Origin of the sequence: Streptomyces sp. NPDC096311, from assembly GCF_044763085.1 — a bacterium.
In the GTDB taxonomy this organism is placed as follows: domain Bacteria; phylum Actinomycetota; class Actinomycetes; order Streptomycetales; family Streptomycetaceae; genus Streptomyces.
The window spans coordinates 189,880-206,864 of the sequence record NZ_JBIWFN010000011.1; the positions used below are offsets into that span (position 1 = coordinate 189,880).

The following is a 16,985-nucleotide window of genomic DNA, read 5'->3' on the forward strand; positions in this document are numbered from 1 at the left end:
GATGGCCACCAGCCAGCTACGGGCGCGGGCGGAGCGGAAGAGGAGGGCGAAGGCGCGCAAGGCACCCCGCGAATCCGTCTTCGCCGAGCGCTTCGCGGTGTTCGCGGAGTGTCTGCTCACCGGGGTGTGGATCGCGGTGGCCTCGCTGCCGCTGATCACCTACCCCGCCGCGTTCGCGGCCGGTGCACGGCATCTTCGGCGGCGCACCTCCCACGAGGCGGGCGGTCTGCGGGAGTTCGTCGCCGACTTCAGGGCCGCCGTCCGGGGCGGCTGGATCGCCGGGGTCGCCGGCTGGGCCGCGGCCGCCGCGGTCTGGGTGGACGTCCAGGCCGTGCGCGCCGGTATCCCCGGCGGCCCGCTCGTCGGGGCCGTCGGTCTCTTCGCCCTGATCGGCCTTGCCGTGGCCGGGCTGCGCGCGGCGGCCGTCTGGGAGCCCGGCGCCTCCTGGCGGGCGCTGCTCGCGGAGGCAGGGCGCCGTACGGTCCTCGATCCGGCCGGCTCGTTCCTGCTGGTGGGCGGACTGGCCGTCGTGGCCGCTTCCGCCCTGTTCATCGCGCCGCTTGCGGTCCCCGTCCTGGGGGCCGTCGCGGCGGCGGCCGTCGCCGTCGAGGCGCGCCACCGCCGCCGCTGAGCTCCTCGCAGGTCGGCGCCCCGGCGCCGTACCTCGCTCTGTCATGCCCCTGACTTCCCCGCACGGAAAGGAAAGGCCATGTCTCCCATCCCCCGCAGGTCCCTGCTGAAGGCGGCCGCAGTCGCCGGAGCCGCCGCACAGTTCAGCTGGGCCCTGGGAAGCACGAACGCGCAGGCCGCCGCCAGATCCGAGGCCGCCGACACCGACCCCGTGACCCTGGACTGGCTGGAGGACGGCGCCCTCGGTGCCGCCCCCGGTTCCACCGTCGGCGTGCCCTGGCCCAAGGGCGCGTACCAGCAGGACCAGACCTTCGCGCTCACCGACGCCTCGGGCAAGGACGTGCCGGTGCAGTCCTGGCCGATCGCGTACTGGCCGGACGGCTCTCTCAAGTGGACGGCGCACGCCGTCAGTTCCGGCTCCGGGAAGCTCACGCTCGCTGCCGGTGCGCCCGCCGCCCCCGACAAGAGGGTGACCGTCGACAAGAGCGGCGGCACCATCGACATCTCGACCGGCGTCATCACCGCGAAGATCGGCAAGAGCGGCTCCACCCTCGTCAAATCGGTGAAGCGCGGCTCCACCGAGATCGCCAAGGACGGCCGGCTGGTGCTGATCCGCCAGCCCGAGATCGAGGACGACGACCAAGGCGCCGAGAAGTACGAGCGGTTCGAGAGCGTCATCGCCGAGGTCACGGTCGAGCAGGAGGGCCCGGTCCGTGCCGTCGTCCGCATCGACGGCAAGCACCGCAAGGGCAGCCGCAGCTGGTTGCCGTTCTCGATCCGGCTGTACTTCTACGCCGGCGCCGACTCCTTCCGGATGGTGCACACCATCACCTTCGACGGGAAGCAGGAGCCAGGGAAGACGAGCGGCGACTTCATCCGCGGCCTCGGCGTCCGCTTCAACGTGCCGATGCGCGACGCGGCGTACGACCGGCACATCCGCATCGGCGGCGACGGCTCCGGTCTCCTGCGGGAGGCCGTGCAGGGCATCACCGGGCTGCGCCGCGACCCGGGCGCGGCCGTGCAGGCGGCCCAGTTCGCGGGCGAGAAGCTGCCCGACCCGTCCACCTGGGACCAGCGGGTGACGACCCGCCTCCAGTACATCCCCGAGTGGGGCGACTACACCCTCTCCCAGCTCTCCGCCGACGGCTTCACCCTGCGCAAGCGCACCAAGAAGGGCCACGGCTGGATCGGCGCGGGCGGTGGACACCGGGCGAGCGGGTTCGGCTACGTCGGCGGGGCGAGCGGCGGTCTCTCCTTCGGCCTCAGGGACTTCTGGGAGAAGTACCCGGCGCAGCTCGACATCCGCGACGCCCAGACCGACGAGGCCGAGGTCACCCTCTGGCTCTGGTCGCCCGAGGCGCAGCCCATGGACCTGCGCTTCTACCACGACGGCATGGGCCAGGACACCTACGCCGAGCAGCTCGAAGGCCTCAACATCACCTACGAGGACTACGAACCCGAGTTCGGCACCCCCTACGGCATCGCCCGTACCTCCGAACTCCTCTTCTGGGCCAACGAGTCGACGCCCTCGCCCGAGACGCTCGCCGAACAGGTCGCGGCCGTACGTGTGTTGCCGCAGCTCGCCGCCCCGCCCAAGCAGCTCATCAAGGCCAAGGTCTTCGGCGGCCTCTTCTCCGAGCCGGACCGCTCCACCGCCGCCAAGGCGAAGATCGAGGACCACCTCGACTTCCTCTTCACCTATTACAAGGACCAGGTGGAGATGCGCCGTTGGTACGGCTTCTGGGACTACGGCGACTTCATGCACTCGTACGACACCGTGCGCCACCAGTGGCGTTACGACGTCGGCGGCTATGCCTGGGACAACTCCGAGCTGTCGCCCGACATCTGGCTCTGGATGGCCTATCTCCGCTCGGGCCGCTCGGACATCTTCCGTTTCGCCGAGGCGCTCACCCGGCACACCGGCGAGGTCGACGTCTACCACCTGGGCCAGTGGGCGGGCCTCGGCACCCGGCATGGTGTGCAGCACTACGCCGACAGCGCCAAACAGCAGCGCATCGCCAACACCACATACCGCCGCTATTACTACTACCTCACCGCTGACGAGCGGGTCGGCGATCTCATGCACGCCAACGTCGACTCCGACGAGACGTTCCTCGTCCTCGACCCGATCCGCAAGATCCGCACCGAGCCCTACACCCCCGACCGGCACGCCCTGTCCATCGGCTTCGGCACCGACTGGAGCGGTCTGGTCTCGGCCTGGCTCACGGAGTGGGAGCGCAAGGGCCCGAAGTGGGAGAAGGCCAAGGCGCGCGTGCTGTCGACGATGGAGACGATCGCCGCCCAGCCCAATGGCTTCGTGCAGGGCAGCGGGCTGTACGACCTCGACACCGGCAGGTTCGCCATCGCCTCCGCGCCGGTCGTCTCGGTCTCGCACCTCTCCGCCGTCTTCGGCCTCAACGAACTGTGCGCCGAGCTGATCGACCTGGTCGACGTGCCCAAGTTCAAGGAGGTCTACCTCGACTACTGCCGCTACTTCAACGCCACCAAGACCGAACAGGCGGCGCGCTACGGCTCCAACTTCGGCTCCCTGCTGCTGTTCCAGGGCCACTCGCGGCTCGACGCGTACGCCGCCGTCCAGACCGGCGACGCGACGCTCGCCAAGCGCGCGTGGACGAAGTTCTACAGCTCCGACGGCTACATGGAGTCCTCGCCCTGGAAGACCGAGCCGCTGAGCGGCCCGGTCACGCTGGTTCCCGGCAGCGAGGCCAACTGGGTCAGTTCGAACGACAGCGCCCTGTACGGCCTCGCCGCCATCGAGAACCTGGCACTGCTCGGCGACAAGATGCCGTAGCCCCGGTCAGCTAGCGCATTCTCCCCAGTACCTCCCGCACGCGTCGCGCGTCCCGGATCCGCTGCTCGTACGTCGCACCGAGTGCGAGCAGCACCAGACCGGCGAGTGCGGGAGGCACCCAACGCGGCAGCGCGCCCGCCATCTGCACGAGGTACGGGGCGAGTTCGTGCAGGGTGTCCAGCGCGAGCACGCCGCCCCCGAGGACGAGCGGGGCCCGCAGCCGGTGCCGGGCACCGACGAGGGTCACCGCGAGGGCCGCGACTCCGAGCAGCAGGGGGCGCGGCCAGTCGGGGTCGATCCACGCCGTCAGGAGACTCGGCACGAGCGTGACGGACAGCCCCGCTCCGTACGCCGTCCAGGACGAGGTCAGCGGATCCTTGCGGCGCCTGAGCGCCCCCACCAGCAGCGCCGGGACGGTCACCGGCAGGGTGTACGCCTCGACGGAGCCGACGCCCCAGCACGCCAGCCGGACCCAGGCGGCCAGCACGAACAGGGCGGTGGCCGCGTAACCGACGGGCCGCCGGTCCTCGCGTACGGCGGTGCCCGCGGCGATCACCGCGCACAGGGCGAGGACCAGTGCCAGCAACGGCGGGTCGGGCACCGCGAGGCCGACGGCGAGCAGCCCGGCGACGGCGCCCGTCACCTCGACGGGCACACGTGCGGGGGAGCCGGTGAGGCGTGCCGCGAGCAGGGCCGCGACGACCGGGACGAGGAGGACCAGCAGCGCGATGTACTGCGACGGCCAGCCGAGGGACGCGCCCACGGCACAGGCCAGGGCGGTGGCGTACGTGAGGGCGGCGACCGGGGCGAGGCGCGAGCGCCCGGACAGGGCGGCGAACAGCACGGTCAGCGCGGCGAGGACGCCGAGGGTCGTGCCCTCGGCGGCGAGGGAGAGGCACGCCAGGCTCCCCGAGCCGACAAGGGCCAGGAGGAAGACGACCGGGCGCGGCTTCGCCGAGCGGGCGACGTACGCCAGTGCGGCCACGATCGTGAGTCCTTGCGCCGACATCCCGGCCCAGTAGGGGATGTCGAGGGCCGCGGGAAGGACGAGCGCGGTCGCCCAGACGAGGGCCGACGCGCCGATCGTCGCGTTGGGGCGCCACTGCGTACCGCGGACGGCCAGGGCGAGGACGGCGGCGACGACCACGAGGACGAGTGGGGCCGTGGCCGCGTACGGAGGCCAGGGGAGGCCGTCGCTCGTGACCGCCTCACGCGCGGTCGAGGGAGCCCCGGTCCAGACACGTCCCACCCAGGCCACCGGGCCCAGCAGAACGACGGCGACCGGCGGCAGCGCCCACACCACCGCGACCGCCTGCACGGAGGCGGCCGCCAGGGCGAGGCCACGCCTCATCGGCTCGGGCAGCCGGGTGCGTACGGCCGCCAACAGGGCCACAGCGCAGACCAGATACCCCGGAACCGTCCACTCGCCCGGCAGCGACGAGCGCGGGACGCCACCGAGCGCGGCGACCGTGAGCAGGCCGCCGGCCGAGGCGACCCAGGTGGCGACGTTCGCGTCCGGCAGCCGCCACGCCGCCGCCAGAGCGATCGCCGCGGCGAAGAGGAGGAGCGCCGCCGCACGGGCGACGGCGCTCGGACCGGTGGCCGTCCAGGACAGCCAGCCGGCCGCGAAGGAGCCCCAGCCGCCCAGGCCGTACGCGCCCACGGCGGCGACGAGACGTACGGACGGCACGGGCACCCGGAGCGCGAGGGCCGTGTCGAGCGCCGCCGTGACCAGTAGCGCGGCCGTCATGGCGGGGGCGCCCGCGTCGGCCGCGGCCGCCCAGAGGATCAGCGGGAGCTGCGCGGCGGCCAGCGCGGCGGGCAGGGGCAGACGCAGCGCGAGCCGCGCGGGGGTGGCCGGTTCACCGGTCGGCCGGCGCGGCCCGCCGAGTGCGAGTCCGTACGCCGTCCACAGGGCCGCCAGCAGGGCTGACGCGATGGCCGCGTAGCCCAGGCCGTTCGTGTCGGGGAACGCGACCTCGTGCAGCGCGTATGCGTCCAGGACCGTCAGCGCGAGTCCCAGGCCCGCCACGGCCTCCGCCGTCGAGCGCAGCCTGTGCCGGAGCAGGAGCACGGGTGAGCCGAGCGCGGCCAGCGTCACCGCGCCCAGCACCAGCGCCCGCCCGGCGATCCCCATCCGGCCCCAGCTGACCAGCGTGAACGCGATCGCGGCGATGGTCAGGAGGGCGCCGCCGAGGACGAGCAGCACGTTCTGGACGCGCGGCGCCGTGGTCTCGGGCCGGTGTAGGGGCGGGGGCGGGAGCGGCGGAGCCACGGGCGGCCGGAGCGCGGTGATCAGCCAGGCGCGGCGCGCCAGCAACAGGGCCCGGCGCGCGTCGAGTTGCCGCAGCTCGGTGTCCAGGAGCCGCAACTCCTCGGCCGGGGGCGGAAGGTGGGTCATATTCCGGGAGTGTGGTCCCGGTCACCTTCTCCGGCATGAGTGCGCGTACTCATGCCGTACTCAGATGCCCGCTCGGGCACACTCCGTCCATGGACTGGAGCCATTACCGCTTCCGCAGTGTGTGGGCCCTGCCCGCGCCGCCCGCCGAGGTCTACCCCGTTCTCGAACAGGCCGAGGACTACCCGCGCTGGTGGCCCCAGGTCCGTGAGGTGACCCGCATCGACGAGCGCAGCGGCACCATGCGCATCCGCTCGTTCCTGCCGTACGACCTGGTGTTCACGGCGCGCGAGCTGCGCCGTGACCCGGCGGCCGGGGTCCTGGAGATCGCGATGGCGGGCGACATCGACGGCTGGGCGCGCTGGACGCTCACCACCGCCGGGTCCGGCACCCGCGCCCAGTACGACCAGGAGGTCGACGTGAGCAAGCCGCTGCTACGGCGGTTCGCGGTGCCGGGACGGCCGGTGTTCCGCGCCAACCACGCCCTGATGATGCGCGCGGGACAGCGCGGACTGGCGGCCCGGCTCACGGGTGACTGACGGCTCATCTCGAAGCGGTTTGAACCACACCCGCAGGGACCTGTATTGTTCAGTGCGTTCCCGGGCGATTAGCTCAGTGGGAGAGCGCTTCGTTCACACCGAAGAGGTCACTGGTTCGAACCCAGTATCGCCCACCCGGAGAAGACCGGTCCGTCACAGACGGACCGGTTTTTCGTTGTCCCGCGCGGGCTCAGGCCGCCGCCGGCAGTTCCGGACGCAGCGGCCACGCCGGATCCACCGCCTCCGGTGAACCGCTGCGCGCGAACCACGCCTGAAGGCCGCGCGCCTGTGCCGCGTGCCACACCGACTGCAGGGTGTGCAGCTCGGCGGGGGAGAGCCGCTCCAGCCGGGTGGCGAAACGACGCCCCACCGCTCGTACGACCTCCATCGAGGCCAGTGCGTCCGCCGCCGCGTCGTGCGCGCCCTCCAGCACCACGTCGTAGTGCGCGCACAGGTCGGTCAGGGTGCGGCGGCCCTTGCGATAGCGGTCCAGATGTTTGTCCAGAACCCGCGGATCGAGCACACGCAGCGGCGCCGGCTCGAACCACCGGTCCAGACTGGTGGCGCGATGGCGGCGCAACTCCCGGTCCAGGAGCGTCAGATCGAACGGCGCGTTCATCACGACGAGCGGGCGGCCCGCCGCGGCCTGTTCGCCCAGCACCCTGGCTATCTCGTCCATCACCGGCGACGGCCAGCGGCCGTTGCGCTGAAGGTGTTCGTCTGTCAGCCCGTGCACCGCCGTCGCACCCGCGGGCACCGGCACTCCCGGGTTCACCAGCCAACGGGTCACCCGAGGCCGGGAACCCGCGGCGTCCTGGACGACGACGGCGGCCGACACGATCCGGTCGGTCTCGACGTCCACGCCCGTGGTCTCCGTGTCGAACGCGGCCAAAGGGCCTTCGTACCAGCACGTCATACGTACACAACTCCTCGTTCACCCACGGCAGCTGACGCACCGTCTTCTGCCCGTTTGGTGATACCCGGGCTGTTTGCGCCGTACGCCGGAAGGAGACAACACAGGTACGGGTCTTTGCAGTTCAGCGGCCCGTCGCGGGGAATCACTTGGCTTGGAAGGCTGTTGGACTCATGGCACTCGCGCAGCCCGAGCGGGGCGGGCTGCTGCCCCAGCGGACGGCACCCCATCGCGGCACACTCGCCACCACCGCCTGCATGGAGACCTTGCAGGTGGGCTACTTGCACGCCGTCGCGGCCGCGGCGGGCTGTTCGCTGTCCCAGCCCTTTCCCGACAACGGCATCGACTGGCACGTCAGCCACAGCGCCCCCGGGCACACGGTCGACGACGAAGTCACCATCAAGGTGCAGCTCAAGTGCACGTACCAGATCCCGCCGAACCCGCCCGGGCCCGCCTTCTCCTTCACGCTCGACAACGAGCACCTGGCGAAGCTCGCCCGCACCCCGGTCTCGGTGCACAAGATCCTGGTCGTGATGCTCGTGCCCAGGTCCCAGGACGACTGGCTGCGCGCCAGCCACGACCGCCTCGACCTGCGGCACTGCTGCTACTGGATCAACCTCGCCGGCCACGCGATCACCGGCCGGCGACGGACCACCGTGCGTATACCGACCTCGCGCATCTTCGACGACAGGGCGCTCTGCGAGATCATGACGAGGGTCGGGACGGGAGGGAAACCTTGACACACCGCCCCATCGACTCCATCGGCGAACCGCTCCGGCCGGCCAGGCCGCACCCCGTCGAGTCCCACTGGACCGAGCCGCCCGAGCCGGGCCAGGTCGACCCCGCCGTCCTCAGCGCGCTGCTGCACCGCCACGGCTGGCAGCGCCGCGGCGGAGCGGCCGGACGGTACGGCCGGTGGACCCCACCCGGGCCCGGTGGCGGCGGCACGAGCCTGCTCGTGCCGGAGAACCGGGCCTTCCCCGACAGCGACGACCTCCTCGGCGAGGCGCTCCTCGCGCTCTCCCGCAGCGGCGCGCCGTCCGCGCGCGACGTGCTGGTCGCCCTCGCCGTGCCCAGCGACGAGATCCGCTGGTGGCGCGATGTGCCGACCGGACCCGTGGGCGCCACGTCCTGGAGCGTGGAGGAGCGGCTGCGCTCGGCCGCCCGCTCGATGCTGCTCGCGGCCGCGCTCGCCACACGCGCGCGTGCGGGCTATTACGGCGCCCGCCACCGCAGGCCCGCCGCCGCTTCCCTGGAGAACGTCCTCGTCGGCGCCGACCCCGGCGGGCGCCGGCTCACCGCCTTCGTGCCCGTCGACACCGGCCGGCCGCTGTCCGTACGCCTGCACCAGGCGCTGTACGCCGCCCGCGAGGCCATCGACTACCAGCGGGCCACCGGCGGCATGGACGCCTTCGACGCGGCCGTCGAGGCGGGCGTCAGCCATGAACTCACCGAGGCCGTCGTCGCCCTCGTGCGCGGCACGGAGGGCGCCCGGATCGCCGTCGAGTGGGCGCCCGCCGCCGGGGTCCCCGAGGGCTGTGCGGCGCCCGACGAGGCCGTCGAGTTCTCGCCCGGCGACCTGCCCGTCCTGCGCGAGGCCGGGGCCCGCTATCTGCGCGCCGAGCCGTCCGTACCGGTGCGCCTCACCGGTGCCGTGGTGCGGATGCGCAGGTCCCAGCCGCGCGGCGAGGGCACCGTACGGCTGCGGGTGATCGCGGGAGCGGAGGTCCAGCACGTCCGCATGACGCTCGACGAGGAGGCGTACCGGATAGCGGGCCACGCCCATCTGGTGGGGCTGCCGGTGCGGGTGCTGGGGCGGCTGGAGAGCCGCGGCGGCTTCCGCAGGCTCACCGACGCCTCCGGGGTCGTACCGGTGCAGGTGGACGAGGCCGAGCGGGACCGGCTGATGAAGTCGCTCCAGGAGAACCTGGACTTCTTCGAGGAGGCGTGCAGCGGGGACTGAGGGCTTTGTGGAGCTTTGCCGGGAACCCTTTCGCGGAGGGTGCCCCGGGCTCGGTAGGATCGCCGGGCAGGCATTGCACTGCCATGCCCACTGGGTGAGCTTGCCCCCTTCAGTCAGGAGAGACCGGTGTCAGACGTCCGTGTGATCATCCAACGCGATTCCGAGCGGGAAGAGCGCGTGGTGACGACGGGCACTACGGCCGCCGACCTCTTCACCGGCGAGCGCACCATCGTCGCGGCCCGTGTGGCCGGCGAGCTGAAGGACCTCGCGTACGAGGTGCGGGACGGCGAGGAGGTCGAGCCCGTCGAGATCTCCTCGCAGGACGGCCTCAACATCCTGCGCCACTCCACCGCGCACGTCATGGCGCAGGCCGTGCAGGAACTCTTCCCCGAGGCCAAGCTGGGCATCGGCCCGCCGGTCAAGGACGGCTTCTACTACGACTTCGACGTCGAGAAGCCGTTCACGCCCGAGGATCTCAAGGCCATCGAGAAGAAGATGCAGGAGATCCAGAAGCGCGGTCAGCGCTTCTCCCGCCGTGCGGTCACCGACGAGGACGCCCGCGAGGAGCTCGCCGCCGAGCCGTACAAGCTGGAGCTCATCGGGATCAAGGGCTCCGCGTCCTCGGACGACGGCGCGGACGTCGAGGTCGGCGGCGGCGAGCTGACGATCTACGACAACCTCGACGCCAAGACCGGTGAGCTGTGCTGGAAGGACCTCTGCCGCGGTCCCCACCTGCCCACCACCCGCAACATCCCGGCGTTCAAGCTGATGCGCAACGCGGCCGCGTACTGGCGCGGCAGCGAGAAGAACCCGATGCTCCAGCGCATCTACGGCACCGCCTGGCCCTCCAAGGAGGAGCTGAAGGCGCACCTCGACTTCCTCGTGGAGGCCGAGAAGCGCGACCACCGCAAGCTGGGCAACGAGCTGGACCTCTTCTCCATCCCGGACCAGATCGGCTCGGGCCTCGCCGTCTTCCACCCCAAGGGCGGCATCATCCGCCGGGTCATGGAGGACTACTCGCGGCGCCGCCACGAGGAAGAGGGCTACGAGTTCGTCTACACCCCGCACGCGACGAAGGGGAAGCTCTTCGAGACCTCGGGACACCTGGACTGGTACGCCGACGGCATGTACCCGCCCATGCAGCTCGACGAGGGCGTGGACTACTACCTCAAGCCCATGAACTGCCCGATGCACAACCTGATCTTCGACGCGCGCGGCCGCTCGTACCGTGAACTGCCGCTGCGCCTCTTCGAGTTCGGGACCGTGTACCGGTACGAGAAGTCGGGCGTCGTGCACGGCCTGACCCGCGCCCGTGGCTTCACGCAGGACGACGCGCACATCTACTGCACCAGGGAGCAGATGGCGGACGAGCTCGACAAGACGCTCACCTTCGTCCTGAACCTGCTGCGCGACTACGGCCTGACCGACTTCTACCTGGAGCTCTCCACCAAGGACCCGGAGAAGTCCGTCGGCTCCGACGAGGTCTGGGAGGAGGCCACCGAGACGCTGCGGCAGGTGGCCGAGAAGCAGGGCCTCCCGCTCGTCCCGGACCCGGGCGGCGCCGCCTTCTACGGTCCGAAGATCTCCGTCCAGACCAAGGACGCGATCGGCCGGACCTGGCAGATGTCGACCGTGCAGCTGGACTTCAACCTGCCGGAGCGCTTCGACCTGGAGTACACCGGCCCCGACGGCTCCAAGCAGCGTCCGGTGATGATCCACCGCGCGCTGTTCGGTTCCATCGAGCGTTTCTTCGCGGTGCTCCTCGAGCACTACGCGGGCGCGTTCCCGGCCTGGCTGGCGCCCGTGCAGGCGGTCGGCATCCCGATCGGCGACGCGCACGTGGAGTACCTGCAGAAGTTCGCCACCGAGGCGAAGAAGAAGGGTCTGCGGGTCGAGGTCGACGGCTCCTCCGACCGTATGCAGAAGAAGATCCGCAACGCCCAGAAGCAGAAGGTGCCCTTCATGGTCATCGCGGGCGACGAGGACATGGCGGCCGGCGCGGTCTCCTTCCGCTACCGCGACGGCTCGCAGGAGAACGGCATCCCGGTCGACGAGGCGATCGCCAAGATCATGAAGGTCGTCGAGGAGCGCGCACAGGTCTGACGCGCGGGCCCGACGCGTACGGTGCTTCCTTGACGCGCACGTGACGGAAGGCCCCCGGAGAGCTCAGCTCCCCGGGGGCCTTTTCCTACCCCTGTTCCCGTCGCCCCCGGCGTTCTCGTCCTCGCGTGCGAACACCTGGAGCAGCCAGGACGAGAACGAGCCGGTCACCGCGCCGAGCAGCGCCAGACCGCACACCATCAGCACCGACGCGATCGTGCGCCCCATCGGGGTCACCGGCACCACGTCCCCGTATCCCACCGTCGTGAGCGTGGTGCAGGTCCACCACACCGAGTCCCCGAACGTCCGGATCGAGGCGCCCGGCGCCCCGCGCTCCTGCTGGTAGACGGCGAGGGAGCCCGCGAAGCCGAGCAGCGCGGCCGACAACCCCGCGTAGAAGACCACGCGCGCGTGCAGGGAGAGACGGGGCTCTCCACGATGACGCTGTACGGCCTCGTAGACCTTGACGACGCGCAGCGGACGCAGCAGCGGCAGCAGGAGCGCCAGGGTGTCCACCGGGTGTGCGCGGACGAAGCCGAGGCGCTGTCCGCTCAGGCCCCAGCGCACGGCGTAGTCGACGCCGAACAGCGCCCACGCGGCCAGCATCACCGCCACGCAGGCCTGGCGCCAGACGACGGGCAGCGTGTGCCCGAGGACCAGGACGGCGTAAGCGGCGAGAAACAACGCCGAGGCCAGGCTGAGCGGGACTTCGGTGCGCCTTTCCCACCGGGCCTGTCGGCTGTCGTCGTCCATCGGCCCAGCTTGGCCCGGCGAGCATTCGGGAGAGCCCCGCCGACACGCCGCGAACGGGCGAAGCAATATGCTGCACCACATGACGAGTGAGCCGGAGCAGCAGATCGGAGTGGGAACGCAGGACGCGTTCCAGCGCTTGTGGACGCCCCACCGGATGGCTTACATCCAGGGCGAGAACAAGCCCACCGGCCCGGGGGCCGACGACGGCTGTCCGTTCTGCTCGATCCCCGCCAAGTCCGACGAGGACGGGCTCATCGTGAGGCGCGGTGAGCAGGTGTACGCGGTGCTCAACCTGTACCCGTACAACGGCGGCCATCTCATGGTCGTGCCCTACCGCCATGTCGCGGACTACACCGACCTGACCGACCCGGAGACCGCCGAGCTCGGCGAGCTGACCAAGCAGGCGATGACCGCGCTGCGCACCGCCTCGGGCGCGCACGGGTTCAACATCGGTATGAACCAGGGCACGGTGGCGGGCGCGGGCATCGCCGCCCATCTCCACCAGCACATCGTCCCCCGCTGGGGCGGCGACACCAACTTCATGCCGGTCGTCGGCCACACCAAGGTGCTCCCGCAGCTCCTGGCCGACACCCGCAAGATGCTGGCAGAGGCCTGGCCGAGCCAGTAGCCCCGTAGGGGCGGCGGGGAACTGCGCGATCAGCCCGAGACGACCCGCACCCGGCGGACGGCCTTTTCTGCCCGTCCGCCGGGGGCTCACGCGTCGTAGAGGTCGGCCTTCCGGGGCGACGGGTCCTGCACCGCCGTGCTGAGGAACGCCGACCGGTTGCCGAACTTCTCCGTGTCGACCCCGTTCTCGTCCAGCACCTTGATCGCCGCCGCGTGCACGACACGCAGCACCGGCGTGGCCGCCCGCAGCGCGTCGTCGGCCATGAAGCGGTGCCGCCAGGGCTGGTCGGCCCACGCGTGCCGCAGGCCGAACGGCTCGGGCAGCGTCAGCTTGCCGCCGAGCCAGTTCAGCAGCGGCGGGTACCCGGTGAGCGGGGAGCGCGCGGTGAGACGTACGACCTCGTCCGTGGTGACCAGCGGCAGCTTCACCTTGCGGGTCTCCCAGAACTTGACCGCCTTGGCGACCTCCTTCGTCGGGGCCTCGGGCTTGCTGGTGAACAGGGAGTGCACGGGACCCAGGGCATGCCCGGTGACCTCGATGCGCAGCGTCTCGTGCAGCACGGTCACGGTGATCAGCATGGTGATGATCAACTGGCCGTCCCACAGCGTCCACTGCACGCCGAGGTAGTGCCGCTGGCCGCTGCCGAACTGCTGCTTGTTGCAGATGTCCTGTATGGCGTGGCTCTTGATCGTGTACGCCTCGACGTCCGTGCCGCCCGGCCGGGACACCTCCTTGGCGTTCTCACCGATCGGCGAGACGATCCAGTGCTTGATCGAAGGGGTGGGGAAACCACCGGTGTTGAGTGGGCCGCGCTCCAGCATGCGGAGCTTGTCGTGGATGTTGCGGACGACGTCCCAGCTGCGGAAGGGGTGGATCTCCTTGTCCGGGTCCTTGGGGACGAGGTCCTCGGCCAGCTGCCAGCTGCCCCAGCGGGTGCCCATGCCGAGTATGCCCTTGGGCCCGGCGTAGAACACCGAGTTGGACTGCTGCTCGGCGCTGAGGGCGGCCAGGGACTGGCGGAGCCGCTCGGCCGCCGTCTCGCCCGGGCTGCCGGGCACCGCCTCCGGGATCTTGGCGCCGAGGCCGCCGCCGGACAGCAGGCTGTCCCAGCGCTCGCGCAGGTCCTTGGCGGTCCGCTCGCAGATCTGCTTGGCCCAGAGCCAGCCGATCACCGGGAGGACCACCGACGCACGCGCGTACCAGGCCCAGAAGCCGGTGAAAGGCATACGGACGAGGAAGACCACGGCGAGGGCGCCGAAGGCGACCAGGAGCGTGGTGCCGAGGGCGCCGGCGCGCTTGTTCGTCTGCTTGGCGATCATGGACCGGAGCTGGAAGACCAGCAGCCACGCCAGCAGCCCGGGCAGGAACAGCACACCGCACAGCACCATGACGGCCGACAGCCAGTTGTCCCGCTCCCGGCGGATGCGGTTCGCCGCGAGGCAGTGCTCGACGACGACCTGCGGCTCGGTGCCGAAGGACTGGATGAGGGGCTTGCGGCCGGCGCCCAGCATGCGGTCCACCACCGCCCGCCCGAAGGCCTCGCCGAGGTTGGGCCTGAAGATCGTGGCCCACTTGCGGCCTGAGCTCACGGTGGACTCGTGCCACTGGTTGTTCGCTTTGAGGATCTCGCCGACATCGCTGTCCCGGTACGCCGCCGAGGCCAGTGCGAAGGTCGCCGCCGTCTGTCCCGCGGAACCCGAGAGCGGCACTTGCGCCCCGGGAGTGAAATCGAAACCGTCGAACGCCACTTCCGCCCCCATCGCCGCCGCACCCGCTCCTGCGGCTTTCCCGACTTCCCTGCCCCGCACACCTGTTGATCAGGTCATCGTCTTGATCAGTTCCCAGAGTATCGGCCGCGACCGACATTCGTCGGCGGACGGCCGAAGCCGCCCGCCGAGGGTGAGAGAAGCCGAACCGTCAGGCGCTCTGGGCCTGTTCGCGCATCCTTTCGGCGATCTGCGACGGCATCGGCTCATGCCGTGCGTAGGTGCGGTTGAAGCGTGCGGTGCCGTGCGAGAGGGAGCGCAGATCCACGGCGTACCGTCCGATCTCGATCTCCGGGACCTCGGCCCTGACGAGCGTGCGTCCGCCGCCCGTCTGCTCGGTGCCGACCACCCGGCCGCGCCGCCCCGACAGGTCGCTCATCACGGCGCCCACGTACTCGTCGCCGACCAGGACCGTCACCTCGGCCACCGGCTCCAGCAGATGGATCCTGGTGTCGGCGGCCGCCTCGCGCAGGGCGAGCGCGCCCGCGGTCTGGAACGCCGCGTCGGAGGAGTCCACGGAGTGCGCCTTGCCGTCGCGCAGGGTGATCCGTACGTCGATGAGGGGATAGCCCGCGACCACGCCCTTGGCGGCCTGGGCCCGCACCCCCTTCTCGACGGAGGGGATGAACTGCCGGGGCACGGCCCCGCCGACGACCTTGTCCACGAACTCGATTCCCGAGCCGTTCGGGAGGGGTTCGACCTCGATCTCGCAGATCGCGTACTGCCCGTGCCCACCGGACTGCTTCACATGGCGGCCGCGCCCCGCGGCCCTGTCCGCGAACGTCTCCCGCAGGGAGACCTTGTGCGGGACCACGTCGACCTGGACGCCGTACCGGTTGCGCAACCGCTCCAGGGCGACGTCGGCGTGGGCCTCGCCCAGGCACCACAGAACGACCTGGTGGGTGTTCTGGTTCTGTTCCAGGCGCATGGTGGGGTCCTCGGCGACCAGCCGGCCCAGGCCCTGCGAGAGCTTGTCCTCGTCGGCCTTGCTGTGGGCCTGGATGGCGAGCGGCAGCAGCGGGTCCGGCATCTGCCAGGGCTCCATCAGCAGCGGGTCGTCCTTGGCCGAGAGCGTGTCACCGGTCTCGGCCCGGTTGAGCTTGGCCACGCAGGCCAGGTCGCCCGCGATGCAGTGCGTCAGGGAGCGCTGCTGTTTGCCGAACGGCGCGGACAGGGCGCCGACGCGCTCGTCGACGTCGTGGTCCTCGTGCCCGCGGTCGCCGAGCCCGTGCCCGGAGACGTGCACCGTCTCGTCGGGGCGCAGGGTGCCCGAGAAGACGCGGACGAGGGAGACCCGGCCCACATAGGGGTCGCTGGCCGTCTTCACGACCTCCGCGACCAGCGGTCCGTTCGGATCGCAGGCCTTGACCTCGCGTTCCAGCCCTTCCGGTGTCGTCACGGTGGGTGCTGGGCGCTCCAGCGGGGTCGGGAAGCCGCCCGTGACGAGTTCGAGGAGCTCGACGGTGCCGAGCCCCTGGCGGGCGCCCTCGGCGGCGGGTGCGGCCGCCAGGACTGGGAAGAAGGCCCCGCGCGCCACGGCCCGCTCCAGGTCCTGCACGAGCGTCTTGACGTCGATCTGCTCGCCGCCCAGGTAGCGGTCCATGAGGGTCTCGTCCTCGCTCTCGGCGATGATCCCCTCGATCAGCCGGCTGCGCGCCTCTTCGATGAGCGGCAGCTGCTCCGGTCCCGGCTCGGCCTCCTTGCGCTCCCCGGAGGAGTAGTCGAACAGCCGCTGGGTGAGCAGTCCGATCAGCCCGGTGACAGGGGCGTGCCCGTCGGGCCCCTCCGCGCCGTGCAGCGGCAGGTACAGCGGCAGTACGGCGTCGGGGTCGTCCGCGCCGAAGGCCTCGGCGCAGATCCGCGTCATGTCGTCGAAGTCGGCGCGCGCCGACTCGAGGTGGGTGATCACGATGGCGCGCGGCATGCCGACCGCCGCGCACTCCTCCCACACCATCCGGGTCGAGCCGTCCACGCCGTCCGAGGCCGAGACGACGAAGAGGGCCGCGTCCGCGGCGCGCAGACCGGCCCTGAGTTCCCCGACGAAGTCGGCGTATCCGGGGGTGTCGATGATGTTGATCTTGTATCCGTCCCAGTCGACGGGTACCAGGGACAGCTGCACCGAGCGCTGTTGCCGGTGCTCGATCTCGTCGTAGTCGGAGACGGCGGTGCCGTCCTCCACCCTGCCCGCCCGGTTCACCGCTCCCGCCGTCAGTGCGAGAGCTTCCACCAATGTCGTCTTGCCGGATCCGCTGTGGCCGACCAGCACCACATTCCGTACGGACGCGGGGTGGTCGGCCGCTGTAGCCCTGCCGGCGGCTCCGGGGTGTGCGTTCGCCTTGTCGCCCATGGTCTTGCCTCCCGTGCACGGTGAGGTCTCTTTGGGCGCGGGCATAGCCGGATCCGCGTGCGGTGCGGCTCCGATGACGCCCGCGGTGTATTCGAGCTTTGCACTCGTGTCACGGTGCGTCCATACGGGGGACGCG

The 16,985-nt window shown here is 71.2% G+C and carries 12 protein-coding genes and 1 tRNA gene; 8 read left to right on the forward strand and 5 right to left on the reverse strand.

Annotated features, from left to right (window positions below; all coding sequences use genetic code 11):
• Nucleotide 1: 1 nt before the first annotated feature.
• Both ACIRA5_RS27745 and ACIRA5_RS27750 read left to right on the forward strand, forming a co-directional pair.
• Entirely contained in the window at nucleotides 2-631 is a 630-nt protein-coding gene (locus tag ACIRA5_RS27745; protein ID WP_403694824.1) for a hypothetical protein, read from the forward strand.
• A gap of 78 nt (nucleotides 632-709) precedes the next feature.
• Nucleotides 710-3,442 carry a Tat pathway signal sequence domain protein gene (locus ACIRA5_RS27750; RefSeq protein WP_403694826.1) on the forward strand — a complete coding sequence of 911 codons (2,733 nt, stop codon included), beginning with the start codon at nucleotides 710-712 and terminating at the stop codon, nucleotides 3,440-3,442.
• A gap of 10 nt (nucleotides 3,443-3,452) precedes the next feature.
• On the opposite strand, the gene ACIRA5_RS27755 is transcribed toward ACIRA5_RS27750, so the two are convergent.
• Nucleotides 3,453-5,843 (reverse strand): SCO7613 C-terminal domain-containing membrane protein, encoded by a 2,391-nt coding sequence (locus ACIRA5_RS27755; RefSeq protein ID WP_403694829.1) that lies wholly within the window; start codon nucleotides 5,841-5,843, stop codon nucleotides 3,453-3,455.
• An 89-nt stretch (nucleotides 5,844-5,932) separates the two neighbouring features.
• Here ACIRA5_RS27755 and ACIRA5_RS27760 point away from each other — a divergent pair, with 89 nt between their 5' ends.
• Complete coding sequence (locus ACIRA5_RS27760; protein ID WP_382176056.1) at nucleotides 5,933-6,379, forward strand: SRPBCC family protein; 447 nt, start codon at nucleotides 5,933-5,935, stop codon at nucleotides 6,377-6,379.
• A gap of 62 nt (nucleotides 6,380-6,441) precedes the next feature.
• Nucleotides 6,442-6,513: transfer RNA gene (locus ACIRA5_RS27765), tRNA-Val, on the forward strand.
• A 56-nt stretch (nucleotides 6,514-6,569) separates the two neighbouring features.
• Here the strand turns inward: ACIRA5_RS27765 and ACIRA5_RS27770 are convergent.
• On the reverse strand, nucleotides 6,570-7,295 hold the full coding sequence (locus tag ACIRA5_RS27770; RefSeq protein ID WP_351308663.1) for a 3'-5' exonuclease: 726 nt from the start codon (nucleotides 7,293-7,295) through the stop codon (nucleotides 6,570-6,572).
• Nucleotides 7,296-7,465: 170 nt separating this feature from the next.
• Here ACIRA5_RS27770 and ACIRA5_RS27775 point away from each other — a divergent pair, with 170 nt between their 5' ends.
• The 3 genes from ACIRA5_RS27775 (at nucleotide 7,466) to thrS (ending at nucleotide 11,358) form a co-directional block, all read left to right on the forward strand.
• On the forward strand, nucleotides 7,466-8,032 hold the full coding sequence (locus ACIRA5_RS27775) for a DUF4365 domain-containing protein (protein ID WP_054233932.1): 567 nt from the start codon (nucleotides 7,466-7,468) through the stop codon (nucleotides 8,030-8,032).
• Nucleotides 8,029-9,255, forward strand: a complete 1,227-nt coding sequence (locus ACIRA5_RS27780; RefSeq protein WP_403694833.1) for a hypothetical protein — start codon at nucleotides 8,029-8,031, stop codon at nucleotides 9,253-9,255. Before ACIRA5_RS27775 ends, ACIRA5_RS27780 begins: the two co-directional genes overlap by 4 nt.
• 126 nt (nucleotides 9,256-9,381) lie before the next feature.
• Nucleotides 9,382-11,358, forward strand: a complete 1,977-nt coding sequence (gene thrS, locus ACIRA5_RS27785) for a threonine--tRNA ligase (protein ID WP_403694836.1) — start codon at nucleotides 9,382-9,384, stop codon at nucleotides 11,356-11,358.
• Nucleotides 11,359-11,421: 63 nt separating this feature from the next.
• On the opposite strand, the gene ACIRA5_RS27790 is transcribed toward thrS, so the two are convergent.
• Complete coding sequence (locus tag ACIRA5_RS27790; protein WP_403694839.1) at nucleotides 11,422-12,108, reverse strand: potassium channel family protein; 687 nt, start codon at nucleotides 12,106-12,108, stop codon at nucleotides 11,422-11,424.
• A 67-nt stretch (nucleotides 12,109-12,175) separates the two neighbouring features.
• Here ACIRA5_RS27790 and ACIRA5_RS27795 point away from each other — a divergent pair, with 67 nt between their 5' ends.
• Nucleotides 12,176-12,736: an HIT domain-containing protein gene (locus ACIRA5_RS27795; protein WP_261686295.1), complete on the forward strand. Its 561-nt coding sequence runs from the start codon at nucleotides 12,176-12,178 to the stop codon at nucleotides 12,734-12,736.
• 86 nt (nucleotides 12,737-12,822) lie between these two features.
• On the opposite strand, the gene ACIRA5_RS27800 is transcribed toward ACIRA5_RS27795, so the two are convergent.
• Together ACIRA5_RS27800 and ACIRA5_RS27805 are read right to left on the reverse strand one after the other, a co-directional pair.
• The gene (locus ACIRA5_RS27800) at nucleotides 12,823-14,496 is read right to left on the reverse strand and encodes a hypothetical protein (RefSeq protein ID WP_403694842.1); all 1,674 of its coding nucleotides are present in this window, start codon (nucleotides 14,494-14,496) and stop codon (nucleotides 12,823-12,825) included.
• 157 nt (nucleotides 14,497-14,653) lie between these two features.
• Nucleotides 14,654-16,849 carry an elongation factor G-like protein EF-G2 gene (locus tag ACIRA5_RS27805; RefSeq protein ID WP_403695161.1) on the reverse strand — a complete coding sequence of 732 codons (2,196 nt, stop codon included), beginning with the start codon at nucleotides 16,847-16,849 and terminating at the stop codon, nucleotides 14,654-14,656.
• Nucleotides 16,850-16,985 lie beyond the last annotated feature (136 nt).